The sequence below is a fragment of the Aerococcus agrisoli genome, from assembly GCF_003797145.1.
GTDB classification, from domain to species: Bacteria; Bacillota; Bacilli; order Lactobacillales; family Aerococcaceae; genus Aerococcus; species Aerococcus agrisoli.
Map to the genome: position 1 here is coordinate 54,587 of NZ_RKMG01000009.1, position 15,531 is coordinate 70,117.

Annotated in this window: 15 protein-coding genes; 14 read left to right on the forward strand and 1 reads right to left on the reverse strand. The window is 38.0% G+C overall.

Annotation, left to right across the window (positions count from 1 at the left end; genetic code table 11):
• Nucleotides 1-107: 107 nt before the first annotated feature.
• The 14 genes from EF384_RS04235 (at nt 108) to EF384_RS04300 (ending at nt 14,250) form a co-directional block, all read left to right on the forward strand.
• On the forward strand, nt 108-623 hold the full coding sequence (locus EF384_RS04235; RefSeq protein ID WP_123779744.1) for a C40 family peptidase: 516 nt from the start codon (nt 108-110) through the stop codon (nt 621-623).
• Between the two features lie 113 nt (nt 624-736).
• Nucleotides 737-2,761, forward strand: coding sequence for a methionine--tRNA ligase (gene metG / locus EF384_RS04240; protein ID WP_123779745.1), 2,025 nt, complete (start codon nt 737-739; stop codon nt 2,759-2,761).
• A 64-nt stretch (nt 2,762-2,825) separates the two neighbouring features.
• The gene (locus EF384_RS04245; protein ID WP_123779746.1) at nt 2,826-3,623 is read left to right on the forward strand and encodes a TatD family hydrolase; all 798 of its coding nucleotides are present in this window, start codon (nt 2,826-2,828) and stop codon (nt 3,621-3,623) included.
• A gap of 2 nt (nt 3,624-3,625) precedes the next feature.
• A complete protein-coding gene (gene rnmV, locus EF384_RS04250) occupies nt 3,626-4,237 on the forward strand; it encodes a ribonuclease M5 (RefSeq protein WP_123779747.1) in 612 nt (203 codons plus the stop codon).
• Between the two features lies 1 nt (nt 4,238).
• The gene (gene rsmA, locus EF384_RS04255) at nt 4,239-5,144 is read left to right on the forward strand and encodes a 16S rRNA (adenine(1518)-N(6)/adenine(1519)-N(6))-dimethyltransferase RsmA (protein WP_123779748.1); all 906 of its coding nucleotides are present in this window, start codon (nt 4,239-4,241) and stop codon (nt 5,142-5,144) included.
• A 110-nt stretch (nt 5,145-5,254) separates the two neighbouring features.
• Complete coding sequence (locus EF384_RS04260; RefSeq protein ID WP_094518528.1) at nt 5,255-5,497, forward strand: Veg family protein; 243 nt, start codon at nt 5,255-5,257, stop codon at nt 5,495-5,497.
• Between the two features lie 155 nt (nt 5,498-5,652).
• Nucleotides 5,653-6,531 carry a 4-(cytidine 5'-diphospho)-2-C-methyl-D-erythritol kinase gene (gene ispE / locus EF384_RS04265; protein WP_123779749.1) on the forward strand — a complete coding sequence of 293 codons (879 nt, stop codon included), beginning with the start codon at nt 5,653-5,655 and terminating at the stop codon, nt 6,529-6,531.
• Between the two features lie 250 nt (nt 6,532-6,781).
• Nucleotides 6,782-7,801, forward strand: coding sequence for a metal ABC transporter solute-binding protein, Zn/Mn family (locus EF384_RS04270; RefSeq protein WP_233570029.1), 1,020 nt, complete (start codon nt 6,782-6,784; stop codon nt 7,799-7,801).
• Between the two features lie 11 nt (nt 7,802-7,812).
• Complete coding sequence (locus EF384_RS04275; RefSeq protein ID WP_123779751.1) at nt 7,813-8,508, forward strand: metal ABC transporter ATP-binding protein; 696 nt, start codon at nt 7,813-7,815, stop codon at nt 8,506-8,508.
• Complete coding sequence (locus EF384_RS04280) at nt 8,466-9,266, forward strand: metal ABC transporter permease (RefSeq protein WP_123779752.1); 801 nt, start codon at nt 8,466-8,468, stop codon at nt 9,264-9,266. The genes EF384_RS04275 and EF384_RS04280 overlap by 43 nt, the downstream gene beginning before the upstream one ends.
• A gap of 160 nt (nt 9,267-9,426) precedes the next feature.
• Nucleotides 9,427-10,245, forward strand: coding sequence for a pur operon repressor (gene purR / locus EF384_RS04285; protein ID WP_123779753.1), 819 nt, complete (start codon nt 9,427-9,429; stop codon nt 10,243-10,245).
• Nucleotides 10,246-10,415: 170 nt separating this feature from the next.
• Nucleotides 10,416-12,500 carry an N-acetylmuramoyl-L-alanine amidase gene (locus EF384_RS04290; RefSeq protein WP_123779754.1) on the forward strand — a complete coding sequence of 695 codons (2,085 nt, stop codon included), beginning with the start codon at nt 10,416-10,418 and terminating at the stop codon, nt 12,498-12,500.
• 121 nt (nt 12,501-12,621) lie between these two features.
• Entirely contained in the window at nt 12,622-13,677 is a 1,056-nt protein-coding gene (locus EF384_RS04295; RefSeq protein ID WP_123779755.1) for an acyltransferase, read from the forward strand.
• A 12-nt stretch (nt 13,678-13,689) separates the two neighbouring features.
• Nucleotides 13,690-14,250, forward strand: a complete 561-nt coding sequence (locus tag EF384_RS04300) for a GNAT family N-acetyltransferase (protein WP_123779756.1) — start codon at nt 13,690-13,692, stop codon at nt 14,248-14,250.
• Between the two features lie 48 nt (nt 14,251-14,298).
• Here EF384_RS04300 and EF384_RS04305 read toward each other — a convergent pair whose 3' ends face one another.
• Nucleotides 14,299-15,411 carry a glycosyltransferase family 4 protein gene (locus EF384_RS04305; RefSeq protein WP_123779757.1) on the reverse strand — a complete coding sequence of 371 codons (1,113 nt, stop codon included), beginning with the start codon at nt 15,409-15,411 and terminating at the stop codon, nt 14,299-14,301.
• Nucleotides 15,412-15,531 lie beyond the last annotated feature (120 nt).

Genomic DNA, 15,531 nt, shown 5'->3' on the forward strand with positions numbered 1-15,531 from the left:
GCCCCTCGAAACGCTTGGTAAAAGTTGTGTAAATCCTATAGTAACGGGCTTTATAACCTGTTAGGATGACTGTGACGACGTCATTTGAACAGGAGGGGATTTTATTTATGAAATATGTGAAATTGAAATTGCTTAGTATTTTTTTCATCAGCATCAGTGGTTTTTTCGTCAATGCGCAACTTGTGTATGGTCAAACGCGTGACCAAGCAAACACCAATACGACTGAGTTACTCGTCAGCCCTGAAATTTCTGATATCTATTTAAATGATCAGGAGCGACAAGCTATTATCCAAGAAGGTATTGCCTTACTGGGGCAGCCTTATGTGTGGGGTGGCAATACGATAGGTGGTTTTGATTGTTCGGGCTTTATTGAGTATATTTTCAAAAAAGAAGGAAAATATATGCCGCGGACGACGCAACAGCAACAATACTTTGGGGATAAAATCCCGGTCAATCAGGCATTGCCAGGTGATTTATATTTCTTTGAAGATAATGGCGATGTGTATCATGTTGCTTTAGCACTTGGTGAAGGTGCTTATATTCATAGCCCAAGTCCCGGACATAATGTCTCTTATGGACATACGAGTCGTTTTCAAGCTCAGTTTGCACTTCGGGTACTCTAGCAAGCGCAATCATGATAAAGTCAAGGTAAGCAAGAAGAATGCCCTTAAAAATATGATCAATTGTGATATACTATTACGGAACATACTAGATAAATATTAGGGGGCACTCATTCGTGGCTGAAAATAAAGAAACTTTTTATATTACAACACCGATTTATTACCCAAGTGGTAAATTACACATCGGTAATACTTATACAACTGTAGCATCTGATACCTTAGCACGTTACAAACGCGCAAGTGGTTATGACGTATTATTCCTAACGGGTACAGATGAACACGGACAAAAAATCCAACAAAAAGCTGAAAAACAAGGCATTACACCACAAGAATACGTGGATAACATGGCTGCTGGCATGCAAGAATTATGGAAGACAATGAAAATCTCAAATGACATTTTCATGCGTACTTCTAGCGAAGCCCATGTAGAAGCAATTCAAGCTATTTTTGAACGTCTGTTAGCTCAAGGTGATATCTACCTAGGTGAATACGAAGGTTGGTACTCTGTTTCTGATGAAGAATACTTCACTGAAACTCAATTAGCTGAAGTGTACAAAGACGAAAATGGCAAGGTGATTGGTGGGGTTGCACCATCAGGACATGAAGTTGAATTAGTAAAAGAAGAATCTTACTTCTTTAGAATGAGTAAATATGCGGATCGTTTAGTAGCTTACTACGAAGAGCATCCTGAATTTATTCAACCAGAAACACGTAAGAACGAAATGATTAACAACTTCATCAAGCCAGGTTTGGAAGATTTAGCTGTATCACGTACATCATTTAACTGGGGTGTACCTGTTAAATCTAATCCAAAACATGTGGTTTATGTATGGATTGATGCCTTAGCAAACTATATTACTGCTTTAGGTTACCCTAACCACGACATGACAAGATTCGAAAAATACTGGCCAGCAAGCATTCATTTTGTGGGTAAAGAAATCGTTCGTTTCCATACGATTTATTGGCCAATTATGTTGATGGCATTAGACTTGCCACTGCCAAAACAAGTATTTGGTCACGGTTGGTTATTAATGCAAGACGGTAAAATGTCTAAATCTAAAGGTAACGTTGTCTACCCAGAAATGTTAGTAGAACGTTACGGTCTAGATTCTCTACGTTACTACTTAATGCGTGAAGTGAAATTCGGTTCAGATGGTGTCTTCACACCAGATAACTTTATTAACCGCATTAACTACGACTTAGCGAATGACCTTGGTAACCTATTGAACCGTACAGTTTCAATGGTTAACAAATACTTAGGTGGTCAAGTAGGCGCTTATCCTGGTCAAGTGACTGAATTTGATGCGCCACTAGAAGAATTAATTGCGAGCGAATTAGCTGGTTACCATAAAGCAATGGATGATTTACAATTCTCAGTTGCTTTAGACCATGTATGGGAAATCATTTCACGTACCAATAAATATATTGATGAAACTGCACCATGGATTCTTGCTAAAGATGAAGCATCTGCAGATCAATTGCAATCAGTAATGTACCACTTAGTGGATTCTTTACGTATCATTGCAATCTTAATCCAACCAGTTATGGTTGAAACACCTGCTGAAATGTTTAATCAATTAGGTTTAGACTTCACAACAGATGCAGGTTTTGAAAATGCAAAAGTTGGGTTATACCCTGAAACAGCTAAAGTTGTTGAAAAAGGTCAACCAATCTTCCCACGTTTAGATCACGATGAAGAAGTTGCTTATATTCAAGCACAAATGGCTGCATCTAAACCAGCTATTGCTGAAGAAGAAGAAGTAGCGAGCGAATTCAATCCAGAAGAAACGACCTTAGTGTCAAGCAAAGATAGCCAAATTAAATATGATGTCTTTGATCAAGTGGAATTGAAAGTTGCTGAAGTAATTGATGCAGATTTCGTAGAAGGTGCGGATAAATTATTGAAATTCAGATTAGATGCTGGGGACGAAGGTCACCGTCAAATCTTATCTGGTATCCGTGAATTCTATCCAGATCCAAAAGTCTTAATTGGTAAAAAAGTATGCATCGTTGCAAACTTGAAACCTCGTAAGATGAAGGGTCAAATTTCTCAAGGTATGATCTTATCTGCAGAAAAAGACGGCAAATTACAAGTTGTATTTGCTCCGGATGATGCAGTGAATGGTTCAGAAATTGCCTAAACAATAGTACAACGCAAAGACTGGGTTTTTATCCAGTCTTTTTCTAAGTTAAGGAAGGAAATTTATGTTATTTGATACACATACACATTTAAATGTTGATGACTTTGATGAAGACCGTGAAGAGACCATTTTGCGTGCACGTGAAGTGGGCGTGAAAGGTTTTGCTTTAGTTGGTTTTAATGTGAACACGATTCGTCGTGCCCAAGAGATGATTCAAGGAAATCCTGACATGGTGGGTATTTATGGTTGGCACCCAACGGAAGCGATTGACTATAATGCGGCGGCAGAGTCATTTTTGCTAAAAGCACTTGAAAGTCCTAAAGTTGTTGCGGTTGGTGAAACAGGTTTGGATTATTATTGGGAAACTAGTCCACATGACGTCCAAGAAAAAGTGTTCCGCCGTCAATTGGCCATTGCCCGTGAAATGCATTTACCGATTGTGATTCATAATCGTGATGCGACGGCAGATTGCTACCGCATTTTAAAAGATGAAAAAGTAGGGGACTTTGGTGGTATCATGCATTCATATGGTGAAACAGATGAATGGGTACAAAAATTTCTTGATTTAGGGATGCATATTTCTTTCTCAGGTGTGTCGACATTTAAAAAGACGGATGATGTTCGTGCAGCTGCCAAACTTGTACCGGATGACAAGATTTTGATTGAAACAGATTCACCATATTTAGCGCCAGTACCGAAACGCGGCAAACGTAATGAATCTGCATTTGTGGCCTATGTGGCGCAAGTTTTAGCGGAAACACGTGAATCGAGCTTAGCAGATTTTGAAGCATTAACTTTCAAAAATGCATGTGATTTATTCCGATTAGATTTTGACGGCACGAATTTAACGAAACGAGGCTAGACATGATGGTAGATACACAAGAAACTGGCACCCATACTCGTTCGGACAAGAAACGCATCAAACAAGTCATTGTCGTAGAAGGTAAATCAGATACGCAACGCTTGCAAGCCATCTATGATGTCACTACAATTGAGACAAATGGATCTGCCTTAAGCCAAGAGACCCTGGAGGATATCAAAAAAGCTCAAGCAATACATGGTGTGATTGTATTTACCGATCCAGATATCTCTGGAACTAAAATCCGTCAAGGTGTCATGGATGCTGTACCGGATGTGCAACATGCCTTTATCGAGCGAAAAGATGCGAAGCCAGACCATAAAGGTAGTTTAGGGGTAGAGCATGCCTCAGATGCAGCGATAGAAGAAGCCTTGAGCCATGTGTACACGCTTGGTGATAGTGAGGATACAACGATAGTGATTCCACAAAACGCCTTAATTCGATTAGGATTAGTCGGAGGCAGTGGGTCAAAAGAAAAACGACAATATTTAGCAAGCCAACTGCATATTGGATATGTAAATGGCAAACAATTAGCCAAACGTTTGGCTTTATTTCAAATTACCCTAGACCAGGTGGAAGCTGTCCTGGCAAATTATCAAACAGAAACAGGTGAATAAGATGACTGAACCAACAAAATATATTGCAACACCATCAAGAACGGGTGAAATTCTAAAGAAATTCCATTTGGATGCCAAAAAATCTTTGGGGCAAAACTTCTTGACTGAACCCCAAATTTTACAACATATGATTGATGTTGCTGGAGTGGACCAAGATACCAACGCAATTGAAATCGGCCCTGGTATTGGTGCATTGACAGAATTCTTGGCTATCAATGCCAAAGAAGTGTTGGCTTTTGAAATTGACCAACGTTTGTTACCGGTATTGGCCGACACTTTGGCTCAATACGATAATGTAACGGTGAAACACCAAGACATTTTGGAAGCTGACTTAAATGCGGAAATCGCGAAGATGGGTCCAGCTGACAAGACGGTCGTAGTAGCCAATTTACCGTATTACATCACCACACCAATTATCTTCAACTTATTGGAAGCCAGCGTCCAATTTGATAAATTTATCTTGATGATGCAAAAAGAGGTTGCAGAGCGTTTAACAGCAGCACCTGGTAGCAAGGCATATGGCTCACTATCTGTAGCCATTCAGTACTACTGCGACGCAGAAATCGCCTTTACAGTACCGAGAACTGTTTTCAATCCACAACCAAATGTAGATTCAGCTATTCTAGCTTTGACTAAATTGGATACGCCACGCATCCAAGTCATTGATGAAGCCTTTTTCTTCCGTTTAGTTCGCGCAAGTTTCAAACAACGCCGTAAGACTTTATGGAATAATTTACGTGCAGCCTTTGGTAAGGAAGAGGATACTGTTGAGAAAATGACAGCAGCCCTTGACGAAGCGGGACTTGATCCAAAACAACGAGCAGAAACCCTTACGATTGAAGATTTCGGCAAATTGGCAGACGCGCTTTTCCAAAAAGAAATTACGTATGTAGATGCTGAAAAATAAGTAATATTTTTCATAATTTTGTAATGTAATAAATTCTTGACATGAAAAGCCAAAAATGGTATTTAAATTTCTTGCAATTTATGATATAATACTGCAAGAGAGGTGAGGGCATGCCAAATAATATTGCAACAATTAAAGCTGAACTTGAGAGTAAAATCGGTGAACGCGTCCATTTAACACAACAAATCGGACGTAAACGCGTTATGAAACGTCAAGGGGTGCTTAGCGACACTTTCCCTGCTGTTTTCGTAGTTGAGTTAGATCAAGACGAAAATAAATTTGAACGTATTTGCTACAGCTACTCAGACGTATTGACAGAATCAGTAGAAATTGAGTTTGAAGCACTTGACTAATTTCTCTAAATAGAAGAAGACCATAATCGAAAACGGCAGTATCAGAACTTTGCTTAGGTAAAGCTTGATATTGTGGTTTTTTTCTTTTTTATCGGCGGTATTTTTGGTAAACTAAGTGATAAATATACGGAATTTAATAGATGGGAGGTTTGCACATGATAGAAGGAGAAGTTGCACCGGCCAAGATTAATCTTGCCCAGGATATTTTATTTCGCCGTGATGACCAATATCATGAAGTTGCAATGGTGATGGCCTCTATTGATTTGTCGGACTACTTAACGTTTGAATTAATACCAGAGAATAAGATTATCGTTGAAACGAGTCGGGCTTTTTTACCGGAAGATAATCGCAACCATGCTTTTCAAGCTGCGCAATTGATGAAAAAAGTGGGTAACATCCAATCAGGTGTCCACATTTCAATTGAAAAACGGATTCCTGTTGCAGCAGGACTTGGTGGTGGCTCGACAGATGCCGCAGCCGTGTTTCGAAAACTGAATACCATGTGGGATATGAACCTGCCACTATCCGAACTACAAGCCTTGGCTAGCCGAGTTGGGTCAGATGTGGCCTATTCTATTGCTGGGGGAACGGCCTTAGTAGAAGGTCGTGGGGAAAAAATTTCGTTGATTCAACCCGCGCCTAAGTGTTGGATTATCCTTGCAAAACCAGCGATATCTGTGTCAACGCGGAAAATTTTCCAACAATTAGATATTGATCGATTAAAATATGAACCAAATACGCCGAAAGTATTGGCAGCTTTGGAAAATGGTTCCTATGATGATTTAATGGCTGCAATCGGCAATTCACTTGAAGGTGTAACCTTTTCCCAACATCCTCAGCTTGCACGATTGAAGCAACAGATGCTTCATTTTGGTGCAGATGGGGTGACAATGTCTGGTTCAGGACCAACGATTATTGGGTTTACTCAAGTATATAGCCGTGGCCACCGCATTTATAATGCACTGAGAGGATTTTGCCAAGAAGTATATATGGTCCGTGTCATGCCAGAACCATTTGAACAATTTAAATCGTAATGACTGAGTCCGTGGATTAGCTCCAGGGGCTTTTTTCTTGTCCACGTAATGATTATGGATAAGATGCGAATCAGCGCGTGTTAGCACAATCGATATATAGGTCAAGAAATTCTTTTCACAAAAGTTGGGTGTATTCCTTGCTAGCTTTTTGTAAGTGTGCTATATTATCATTTGTGCAAATCGTAATCGGTACGATTTAAATGACGAAGTAATCATATATATATGAAATGATAGAGATGAGGAGGATTACGTGAAAGCTTTCAAAATATGGAAATGGGCCGTTGCCATAATGGCCGTACTATTTTTAACAGCCTGTAGCCAGACAGGAACAAGTGATGCTGCCTCGAATGAGCAAAGCGATGGCTTAAAAATTGTGACTACTTTTTACCCGATGCAAGCCTTAACGCAGGCAGTTGTTGGCGATACTGCGGAAGTAACCGCCATGATGGCTAATGAAGAAGTGCATGATTACGAGCCGAGTGCCCGTGATATTGCGACTTTAAACGAAGCAGATGTATTTGTATACAATAGTGAAGATATGGAAACGTGGGTGCCGAGTCTCTTAGAGAGTTTACAAAATGACGACTTATTAGTCATCGAAGCATCCGCTGATGTTGCAACAATCGATGGTGATGTAATTACGATTGAGGGCGATGCAGCTGCTGAAGAAGAACATGCCGAAGACGAAGTTGCTGAAGAGGAACTTTCTGAAGAAGCGCATTCAGAAGGCGATGGGCATAATCATGATGTAGACCCACATACATGGCTTGATCCGGTAAATGCTGCTACGGAGATGCAAACAATCGCCGAAGCCATCAGTGCTTATGATGCAAAAAATGCTGAATTCTATCAAGAAAATATGGATGAAATGACCAGTCAATTGTTTGATTTAAATGCGCAATACCAGACCTTATTCGCAGATGCTGAGAATAAACTATTCTTGACGCAACATGCGGCTTTTGGTTACCTGGCTAACCGCTACGGCTTAAATCAAGTGGCCGTAACTGGTTTAACAGAGTCAGCCGAACCGTCTGCAAAACGAATTGCTGCGATTGTGGATTATATCAACGCCAATGCTGTATCCGTCATGTATATCCAAAAAGGTGGGTCATCGACCATTGCGGATACAATTGCTGCTGAAACCGGCGTGAACATAGGTGAGTTGCAATCTATGGAAAGTGTAGACATTGTAACGTATCCGGCGAATGGGCAAGGATTCATGAAAATCATGACAGAGAATTTAGAAAGTCTGTCGCAAGTTGTGCATTAAGGAGGGATCGTATGCATTATATCGAAGTTGATAATTTAGGTTTTTCATGGGACAACGAACCCGTGTTAAACAACATTTCTTTTACTGTAGATCAGGGAGAGTTCGTTATTTTAACGGGTGAGAATGGGGCTGCGAAGTCAACGTTACTACGTAATATTATGGGCTTGTTACGTCCTAATGAGGGTACCGTCAAAATTTCTAAAACCAATAGTGAAGGTAATAAATTACAAATTGGCTATGTGCCGCAAACATTGAATAGTTTTAATGCAGGCTTCCCAAGTACCGTATATGAATTTGTTTCCTCAGGTCGTTACCAACAAGGAAAATGGTTCAAGAAGCTAGATGAAGACGACAAAATGCATATTGAGCGTGCATTGAAATCTGTTGGTATGGAAGAACAACGAAATAAAAAGATTGGTGACCTATCTGGTGGACAAAAACAACGTATCGGTTTAGCCCGTGTCTTTGCAACAGATCCTGACTTATTTATTTTGGATGAACCAACAACGGGGATGGATAAATCATCTCGTGCAAGTTTTTATGAATTGTTGCGTCATAATACCGAGAAACATGGGAAAGCCATTTTGATGGTGACGCATGATGATAATGTTTTAGATGAATATTACGATAAAAGAATACATTTAGTTAGAGAGGAGAATTCACCGTGGAGATGTTTCAGTATGAGTTCATGGGACGGGCGTTCTTAGCCGCAACTGCAATTTCATTTATTTCACCCATTTTAGGTTTGTTGCTCATTATGCGTAAACAGTCTTTGATGGCAGATACTTTGGCCCACATCTCCTTAGCCGGTGTTGCCTTTGGTTACTTATTAAATGTGGAACCAACGATTACGACGATTTTATTTGTGGCAGCAGCAGCCGTCATTTTAGAATACTTACGTGTGGTATATGCAAATTATTCAGATATTTCCGTAGCCATGATGATGTCGGGTGGTATGGCATTGGCGTTACTATTGTTGAATCAGGTAGATTCAGCGTCATCGATTAATTCCTATTTATTTGGGTCAATCATTACGGTATCACCATTACAATTAGCTATTTTAATTGGGTTAGCGGTGGTCATTGTAGCAGCTTATATCATTTTCAAGCGTCCGCTATACTTAATTTCATTTGATGAAGATACCGCATTTACGGCGGGTCTACCAGTTCGATTGATTTCCATTATTTTTTCAATTGTGACAGGTATGGCTATTGCCTTAATTATGCCGATTGCCGGTTCCTTACTTGTGTCAGCGATTATTGTAATGCCTGCAGCCATTGCTTTACGTTTGGTGAAGAATTTTGATGGAGTGATTGCACTAGGTGTCGTGATTGCTATGGTGGGGATGTTCTCAGGATTGGCAACATCTTACTATTTAGATACACCGCCAGGAGCAACAATCGTTGCAATTTTTGTTTTACTATTTGTCATTGAGAGTGGATATTTAAAAATAACTAAAAGCTAATTACGAATGTTTAGGAAATGAGGTGGTTATTCAGTGAATCACCTCATTTTTTATACATTTTTTTAAAATAAACGAACATTAAGTGAAATTTTCCTTTCAAATTAAGAAATTTCAATATATAATGTAATCTAAGACGAAAGAATCTGAAAGGTTGGAATATATGAAAATCAAGCGTAGCCCACGATTAGTGGACATGACACAGTATTTACTATCACACCCTCATCGGTTGGTATCGTTAACGTTCTTTGTGTCACGTTACGAATCAGCTAAATCTTCTATCTCAGAAGACCTAACAATATTAAAAGAACAATTTGAATTGAGCGGTTTCGGTCGAATCGAAACAGTCGCAGGTGCAGCTGGTGGTGTCATCTATATTCCAACAATGTCTGAAGAAGATGCCGTTGTGGAAGTAGAAAACCTAATCCACCAATTGGAATCAGCGGATGATCGTATTCTACCAGGTGGTTATTTCTATTTAACAGACTTGTTGAGTGATCCTGAACAACTACGTAAAATCGGAAAAATCATTGCAAGTTACTATGCTGAATCAAAAGCAACAGCGATTATGACAATTGCGACTAAAGGTGTACCAATTGCACAAATGGTTGCTTTATATATGAATATCCCATTCGTAATTGTACGCCGTGACTCTAAGGTAACAGAAGGGTCAACAGTTTCAATCAACTACGCGACCAAAGGTACTAGTCGAGTTGAAAAAATGGAATTAACCAAATCATCATTACCACAAGGATCACATGTATTAATCATTGATGACTTCCTAAATGGTGGTGGGACAATTACAGGTATGAACTCAATGTTGAAAGAATTTAACTCAACATGTGCAGGTATTTCTGTACTTTGTGAGTCAGATACACCAGACCGTGAAATTGATTTCGATTACCAATCACTAATCAAAGTTCAAAAAGATGCATCATTTGATAAAGGTTTCCAATTAACCTTAGGTACAATGTTTAAGTAATTTATGCTTTAAGTCGTTTCGTAGAGGTTAGGGAGATCCTAGCCTCTTTTTTTGACGAAATATAAATTTTTTTACAAAATGGTGACAAATGAAAAGAGTCACCTTTTTTTATTAAATTTTCGTTATAATCTATGTAATGAAAAGGTCACTGGGTATATGGAGGATTTTTTATGAAAGAGAAAAGTTTGAGAAGTAAGATTTTGGTGCAAGGGTTAATCTTTGCGACCCCATTTATCTTGAGTGGTTTTGTGGCTGATAAAATTGAAGCAGCAGAAGTGAACAGTGTATCAGAAGTTCAAAGTTCTGCGGTTGTAAGTAGTATAGATAATGAAGCAACAAGTGTTTCTTCAAGCGATGATAGTACGAGTGAGGTTGATGCTACGGTTGAGTCATCAGCTGTTGAAGGCCAAGCAAGTGCGGTTGAGGCAACAAGTGAAAGTAACGAACCTATAGTTGAATCTTCACTTAAGTTAGAAGAAGCGACTTCGAATACAGCATCTTCTTCTGAATCAGTAGTTGAAAGTGCTGAAAATCAAGTTGTAGCAGAAAGTCAATCAGTTCCAGCAGACGCTATATCGGAAAGTTCTGAAATTGATGCTGCAGTTGAGACAACAAGTGAAGAAACAGCTATAGCTGAGAGTGAAGTAGCGACTGAAGCAACATCTGAAGCAGCAATGAGTCTATTTAGCACACAAAGTACTAGTCGTGTAGCAACAACTGCTGCCAGTACTTCAAATGCCAAAACTGATGTCACACGAATTTCAGGGAGAGATCGTTATTTAAATGCAGTTGAAATTTCAAAAGCAGGGTGGACTCAAGCAGATACTGTCTTATTAACAAATGGGACTACCTTTGCAGATTCATTAGCGGGCTCGTCTTTATCAGGAGCTTATGATGCACCAATTTTATTCACAAAAGCGAATCAATTACCAGCAGAAACGTTAGCTGAGATTAAACGTTTGAAGGCATCAGAAGTTGTTGTTTTAGGTGGAGAAACATCGGTACCTGAAGCCATTTTACAAGCAATCGCAGATGCGGGTGTGAACGTACGTCGCGTGGATGGTTCAAATCGTTATTTCTTAGCGGCAAATATTGCTAAAGAATTGAAAGAAGATGTGAAAGCACCTTATGAAGCATTTTTAGCAAGTGGTGAAGTAGCTTCAGATGCCTTATCAATTGCACCTGTGGCAGCAAGTCGATTAACACCGATTTATTTAACAAAAAATAATAAGTTAGAGCAAGCTGTGATAGATGCAATTCCATTAGTAAGCCAATGGACGGTTATTGGGTCAAATAACACCATTTCGGATAGTGTAGTCAACCAAATGATTGCACTTGGCGCCAAAATTCGCAGAATCGAAGGCCAAGATCGCTATGAAGTTAACCAAAACATTATTAGCGAGTACATTGATCCAAGTAAAACAGATACTTTATACGTGGCTTCAGGCGAACATTTTTCTGATGCTTTACCATCTGCTGCATTAGCCGCGAAAAAGGGAACCGGTGTATTACTTGTTAAAAATGATAACAATACAAATATTCGTAAACAAAAGGAATTTGCAGTTCGCGAAGAAAATGTGGACCACTTGATTATTCTTGGTGGTACGCCAACAATTTCCGCTGATACGCAAACAAAATTAGCCAATACATACATCTTCTTAGACCCAGGTCATGGTGGCTATGAATCTGGTGCTTATTATTATGGCGTAGCTGAGAAAGATATCAATCTATCAGTAGCTAATAAGGTAAGAAAATTATTAACGGATGCAGGCTATATCGTGTACCAATCTCGCTTAAATGATACTGCTGTTGAATTATACGATAGACCGGATATTGCGAATAATAGCTATCAAGATATATTTGTGTCTGTTCACCATAACGCAATGCCAGGAAGTTCTGCAGGTTATGTTTCTGGAATCGAAACATACTACTATGAATATACACCAGGTGAAGAATACCTACCAAAAACAACAGATAAATATGTTTATCGTGAAGCTATTAATCCTGAACGACGCGATTTATCTATAGAATTAGCAACATTTATTCATAATGCAGCACTTGAAGCAACAGGCGCCTTAGATAGAGGTGTTCGAGAAAATGATTTTGTTGTCAATCGTGAAGCAGTGATGCCGTCTGTATTACTAGAATTAGGCTATATGTCACAATGGAATGAATTTAGTAAATTGATTACTGATTCATATCAAAATAAATTAGCAAGTGCTATTGCTAAAGGAATCGATCAATACTTTGCATAACAATCTTTGAAATATTAGCAAGGCTTGAAAGCAATCTTTTTTTGCCTACCCTATAACCATTGAAAGTGATAAACTTATTGAATATGAGTATTTCAAATTTGGTTAATGGGTAGGTTTTTTTATGAAAGAAAGACAGCAAAACTTTGAACTTTTAAGAATCATCGCCATGTTTTTGATAGTTGTTTCCCACGTAATCACACATAATGTAATGGCTAAACATTTAGAATTGTCATCGGTGAATACATTTTTACTTTCACTATTAAGGTCTTTTATTTATATTTGTGTGAACGTATATATCATCATAACTGGCTATTTTTCTATTAATGCTAAACAATTGAAATTTCGCAAAGTATTGAATGTTATTTTATTGCCAGGATTTATTTCAGCCATTTTATTAATAACTTTGATGGCGTTTGGTGCAATCAATTTCGATATTTGGCGTATTATTGGTAAGTTATTTGCCACATTTAGGGGAGAATATTGGTTTATATCCAATTATTTTGCACTTTATCTTTTTATTCCATTATTAAATAAAATCATACATTCTTTTTCACGAAAAGAATTGCAACAATGGATTTTTCTAACAACTTTAGTTGGTGTGATTTGGCCGTTTTTTATAGAGACAGAGCAAATCATTGCATTTAATTCCGGTTTCTCCTTAATATTTTTTATGTACTTGTACTTTGTAGGGGCCCATATCAGATTATACGGTTCTTTTGTGAAAGATCTGAGCAAAGAGCAATACCTAGGTATATATGTAGGACTAGGGTTGATAACGGGTATATTGCAATTTCTTTTCCCACAAATAGATTTCCTAAATTACAATGGACCATTTGAAATCATCATGTCCTATGCCTTCTTCATGTTCATTTCGAAAATCACTGTGAAATCAACAAAAATTAATTATATTGCCATGTATACGTTGAGTGTTTACTTGGTTCATGAACAAGGGCAAATGCGTGAACTAATTTGGAATTTACCTATTGTAGATACGTTAATTCAATTGTCTCCAATTACATTCATACCGGCTGTTTTACTAGTGGCAGTATTAGTATTTTGTGGATCATGGATTATTGGTTGGACATTAACAAAAATATTTGAAAATTTGGAAAAACTAATTTATAAATTTGTAGACCGCAACGTACTGGTTGAAAAATTGAAAACATCTAGCAAATAAGGAGGGGTAGCCATGCATTACTTTAAAATTCAATTGAGCGATCAAGTTGCTTTAATTAAGCCAACACTTGAGATGAGTGAAAGCATTTATAAATTAGTGGTAGAAAATAAAGCATATATTGGAGAATTTCTAGATTTCGTAGATAATGTTGAGAAAGATGGTGTCAAAAGTCAAAAAGATTTCTTGATTTTGCGTTTCAATCAAGAGGCAGAAGGCACTGCACGTCAGTATATGATTACCTATAATGATGAAATTGTTGGTTCCATTGATTTGCACAATATTATTGAAGATTTTAAAAGAGCTGAAGTAGGTTATTGGTTAAGCCCAGAGGTTGCTGGTAAAGGTGTGATGTCGTTAGCTGTTCAAGCCGTTTTAGCGATAGCTTTTGAAGATATGGACTTGAATAAAGTCCTTTTAATGGCTGATGTTGAAAATATTGCCAGCAATCGTGTAGCGCAAAAGAATCATTTTACTTTAGAAGGTACACATCGTAAGGACACCCCTTTAAGAGGCGAGTATAGGGATATAAATGTTTATGGTATTTTGCAGTCGGAATTTCTAGAAAAAGCTTAATGTATAAAAAATGCTAGTCCATCTGGTTGATGTGACTAGCATTTTTATTTATTTTAATATTTTGTGATATATACCCATATATGTGTCATGAATGTCATCCCAATTAAATTTTTTGGATGCTTGTACTGCTTTGGAGGACATGTCCTCGTAATGACCTTGAATGTAATTGAGGGCATCATTGAAAGCTTGATTATCAAATCGGTCAGTAGATATACCAATTTCCTTATCTGTGAAGTATCCATCGAAACCTTCACCTTTGGTATACACTACAGGCAATGCTTGACTCATCGCTTCAACGTAAACTAAGCCAAATGTTTCTGGTGAGGATAATAGTGCGAAAATATCAGATTCACGGTAGAAGGCTACAATTTCTTCTTTGTTTTTTGGACCATGGTAAGTGACAACGGGAGTTGTAAGCAATTGATCTAGAATTGCTTGATCCCAGTTTGGTCCGATAATATGCAATTCTGCAGGAGCAACTTCATCATTATAGTTGCTAACATAATTTGCCAAAGTAACTAAATTTTTAGCTTTTTGAATTTTCGCAGTTGTAACGATTTTTAAGGGCTTATGAAGGGATACGGATTTATTTTCATATGCGTTATCGTGCCAATATTGATCGATACCATTTGGTAATACTAGCGTTTTAGCTAATAATGCTGCTTTTATTTTTTCAGGAATATAGTTGTTAAATGTATGCTCAAAGTTATTTTGCGAAATAAAAATAATTTGACTGGCATTCTGTAAAATTTTGAAGGCAATTGGTCGTAACCATACCGCTTTTTTGAAGAAATCGGCTACTTCGTTGCTACGAACGGCAACAACATATGGTGTCCCGTGTTCTTTATGAATACGATAGGCCATATAACCATTGGTAAATAAGGAATGAGCATGTATCATATCGTACTGACTAGTGTCGTAACGTTTGATTAGATCAGCATAAATTTTGTTCTGTTTGTAGAAGTAGAAAAAGCGCTCCATTTGATTATAGACGCGAACGGTTTGAGCGTACGGTGCTGTTGATGCGATACGGTCTTCTGGAAATTGTTTTGAGATGGGTACATATACATCGATATCCACATCAGCAGCTACTTGGCGATCAAATAGTTGTTGAAAAAGAGGCGATGTTGAATAGTATGAACAAACGTGTAAGATTTTCATAATGATTCTCCTTGTGTTTACTATCTACAGTATAACAAATGCGGATTTAAATTTTTTTTAAATATTAGAAATTCCTCGATATGGTATAATTTCTTTTAAAGGCGGATTTTATAATGAACT

Excerpts from the sequence above, each read along its gene's own strand:
- EF384_RS04235 (WP_123779744.1), top strand. The coding sequence starts at position 108 with ATGAAATATGTGAAATTGAAATTGCTTAGTATTTTTTTCATCAGCATC.
- EF384_RS04245 (WP_123779746.1), top strand. The coding sequence starts at position 2,826 with ATGTTATTTGATACACATACACATTTAAATGTTGATGACTTTGATGAA.
- rnmV (WP_123779747.1), top strand. The coding sequence starts at position 3,626 with ATGATGGTAGATACACAAGAAACTGGCACCCATACTCGTTCGGACAAG.
- rsmA (WP_123779748.1), top strand. The coding sequence starts at position 4,239 with ATGACTGAACCAACAAAATATATTGCAACACCATCAAGAACGGGTGAA.
- EF384_RS04260 (WP_094518528.1), top strand. The coding sequence starts at position 5,255 with ATGCCAAATAATATTGCAACAATTAAAGCTGAACTTGAGAGTAAAATC.
- ispE (WP_123779749.1), top strand. The coding sequence starts at position 5,653 with ATGATAGAAGGAGAAGTTGCACCGGCCAAGATTAATCTTGCCCAGGAT.
- EF384_RS04275 (WP_123779751.1), top strand. The coding sequence starts at position 7,813 with ATGCATTATATCGAAGTTGATAATTTAGGTTTTTCATGGGACAACGAA.
- purR (WP_123779753.1), top strand. The coding sequence starts at position 9,427 with ATGAAAATCAAGCGTAGCCCACGATTAGTGGACATGACACAGTATTTA.
- EF384_RS04290 (WP_123779754.1), top strand. The coding sequence starts at position 10,416 with ATGAAAGAGAAAAGTTTGAGAAGTAAGATTTTGGTGCAAGGGTTAATC.
- EF384_RS04295 (WP_123779755.1), top strand. The coding sequence starts at position 12,622 with ATGAAAGAAAGACAGCAAAACTTTGAACTTTTAAGAATCATCGCCATG.
- EF384_RS04300 (WP_123779756.1), top strand. The coding sequence starts at position 13,690 with ATGCATTACTTTAAAATTCAATTGAGCGATCAAGTTGCTTTAATTAAG.
- EF384_RS04305 (WP_123779757.1), bottom strand. The coding sequence starts at position 15,411 with ATGAAAATCTTACACGTTTGTTCATACTATTCAACATCGCCTCTTTTT.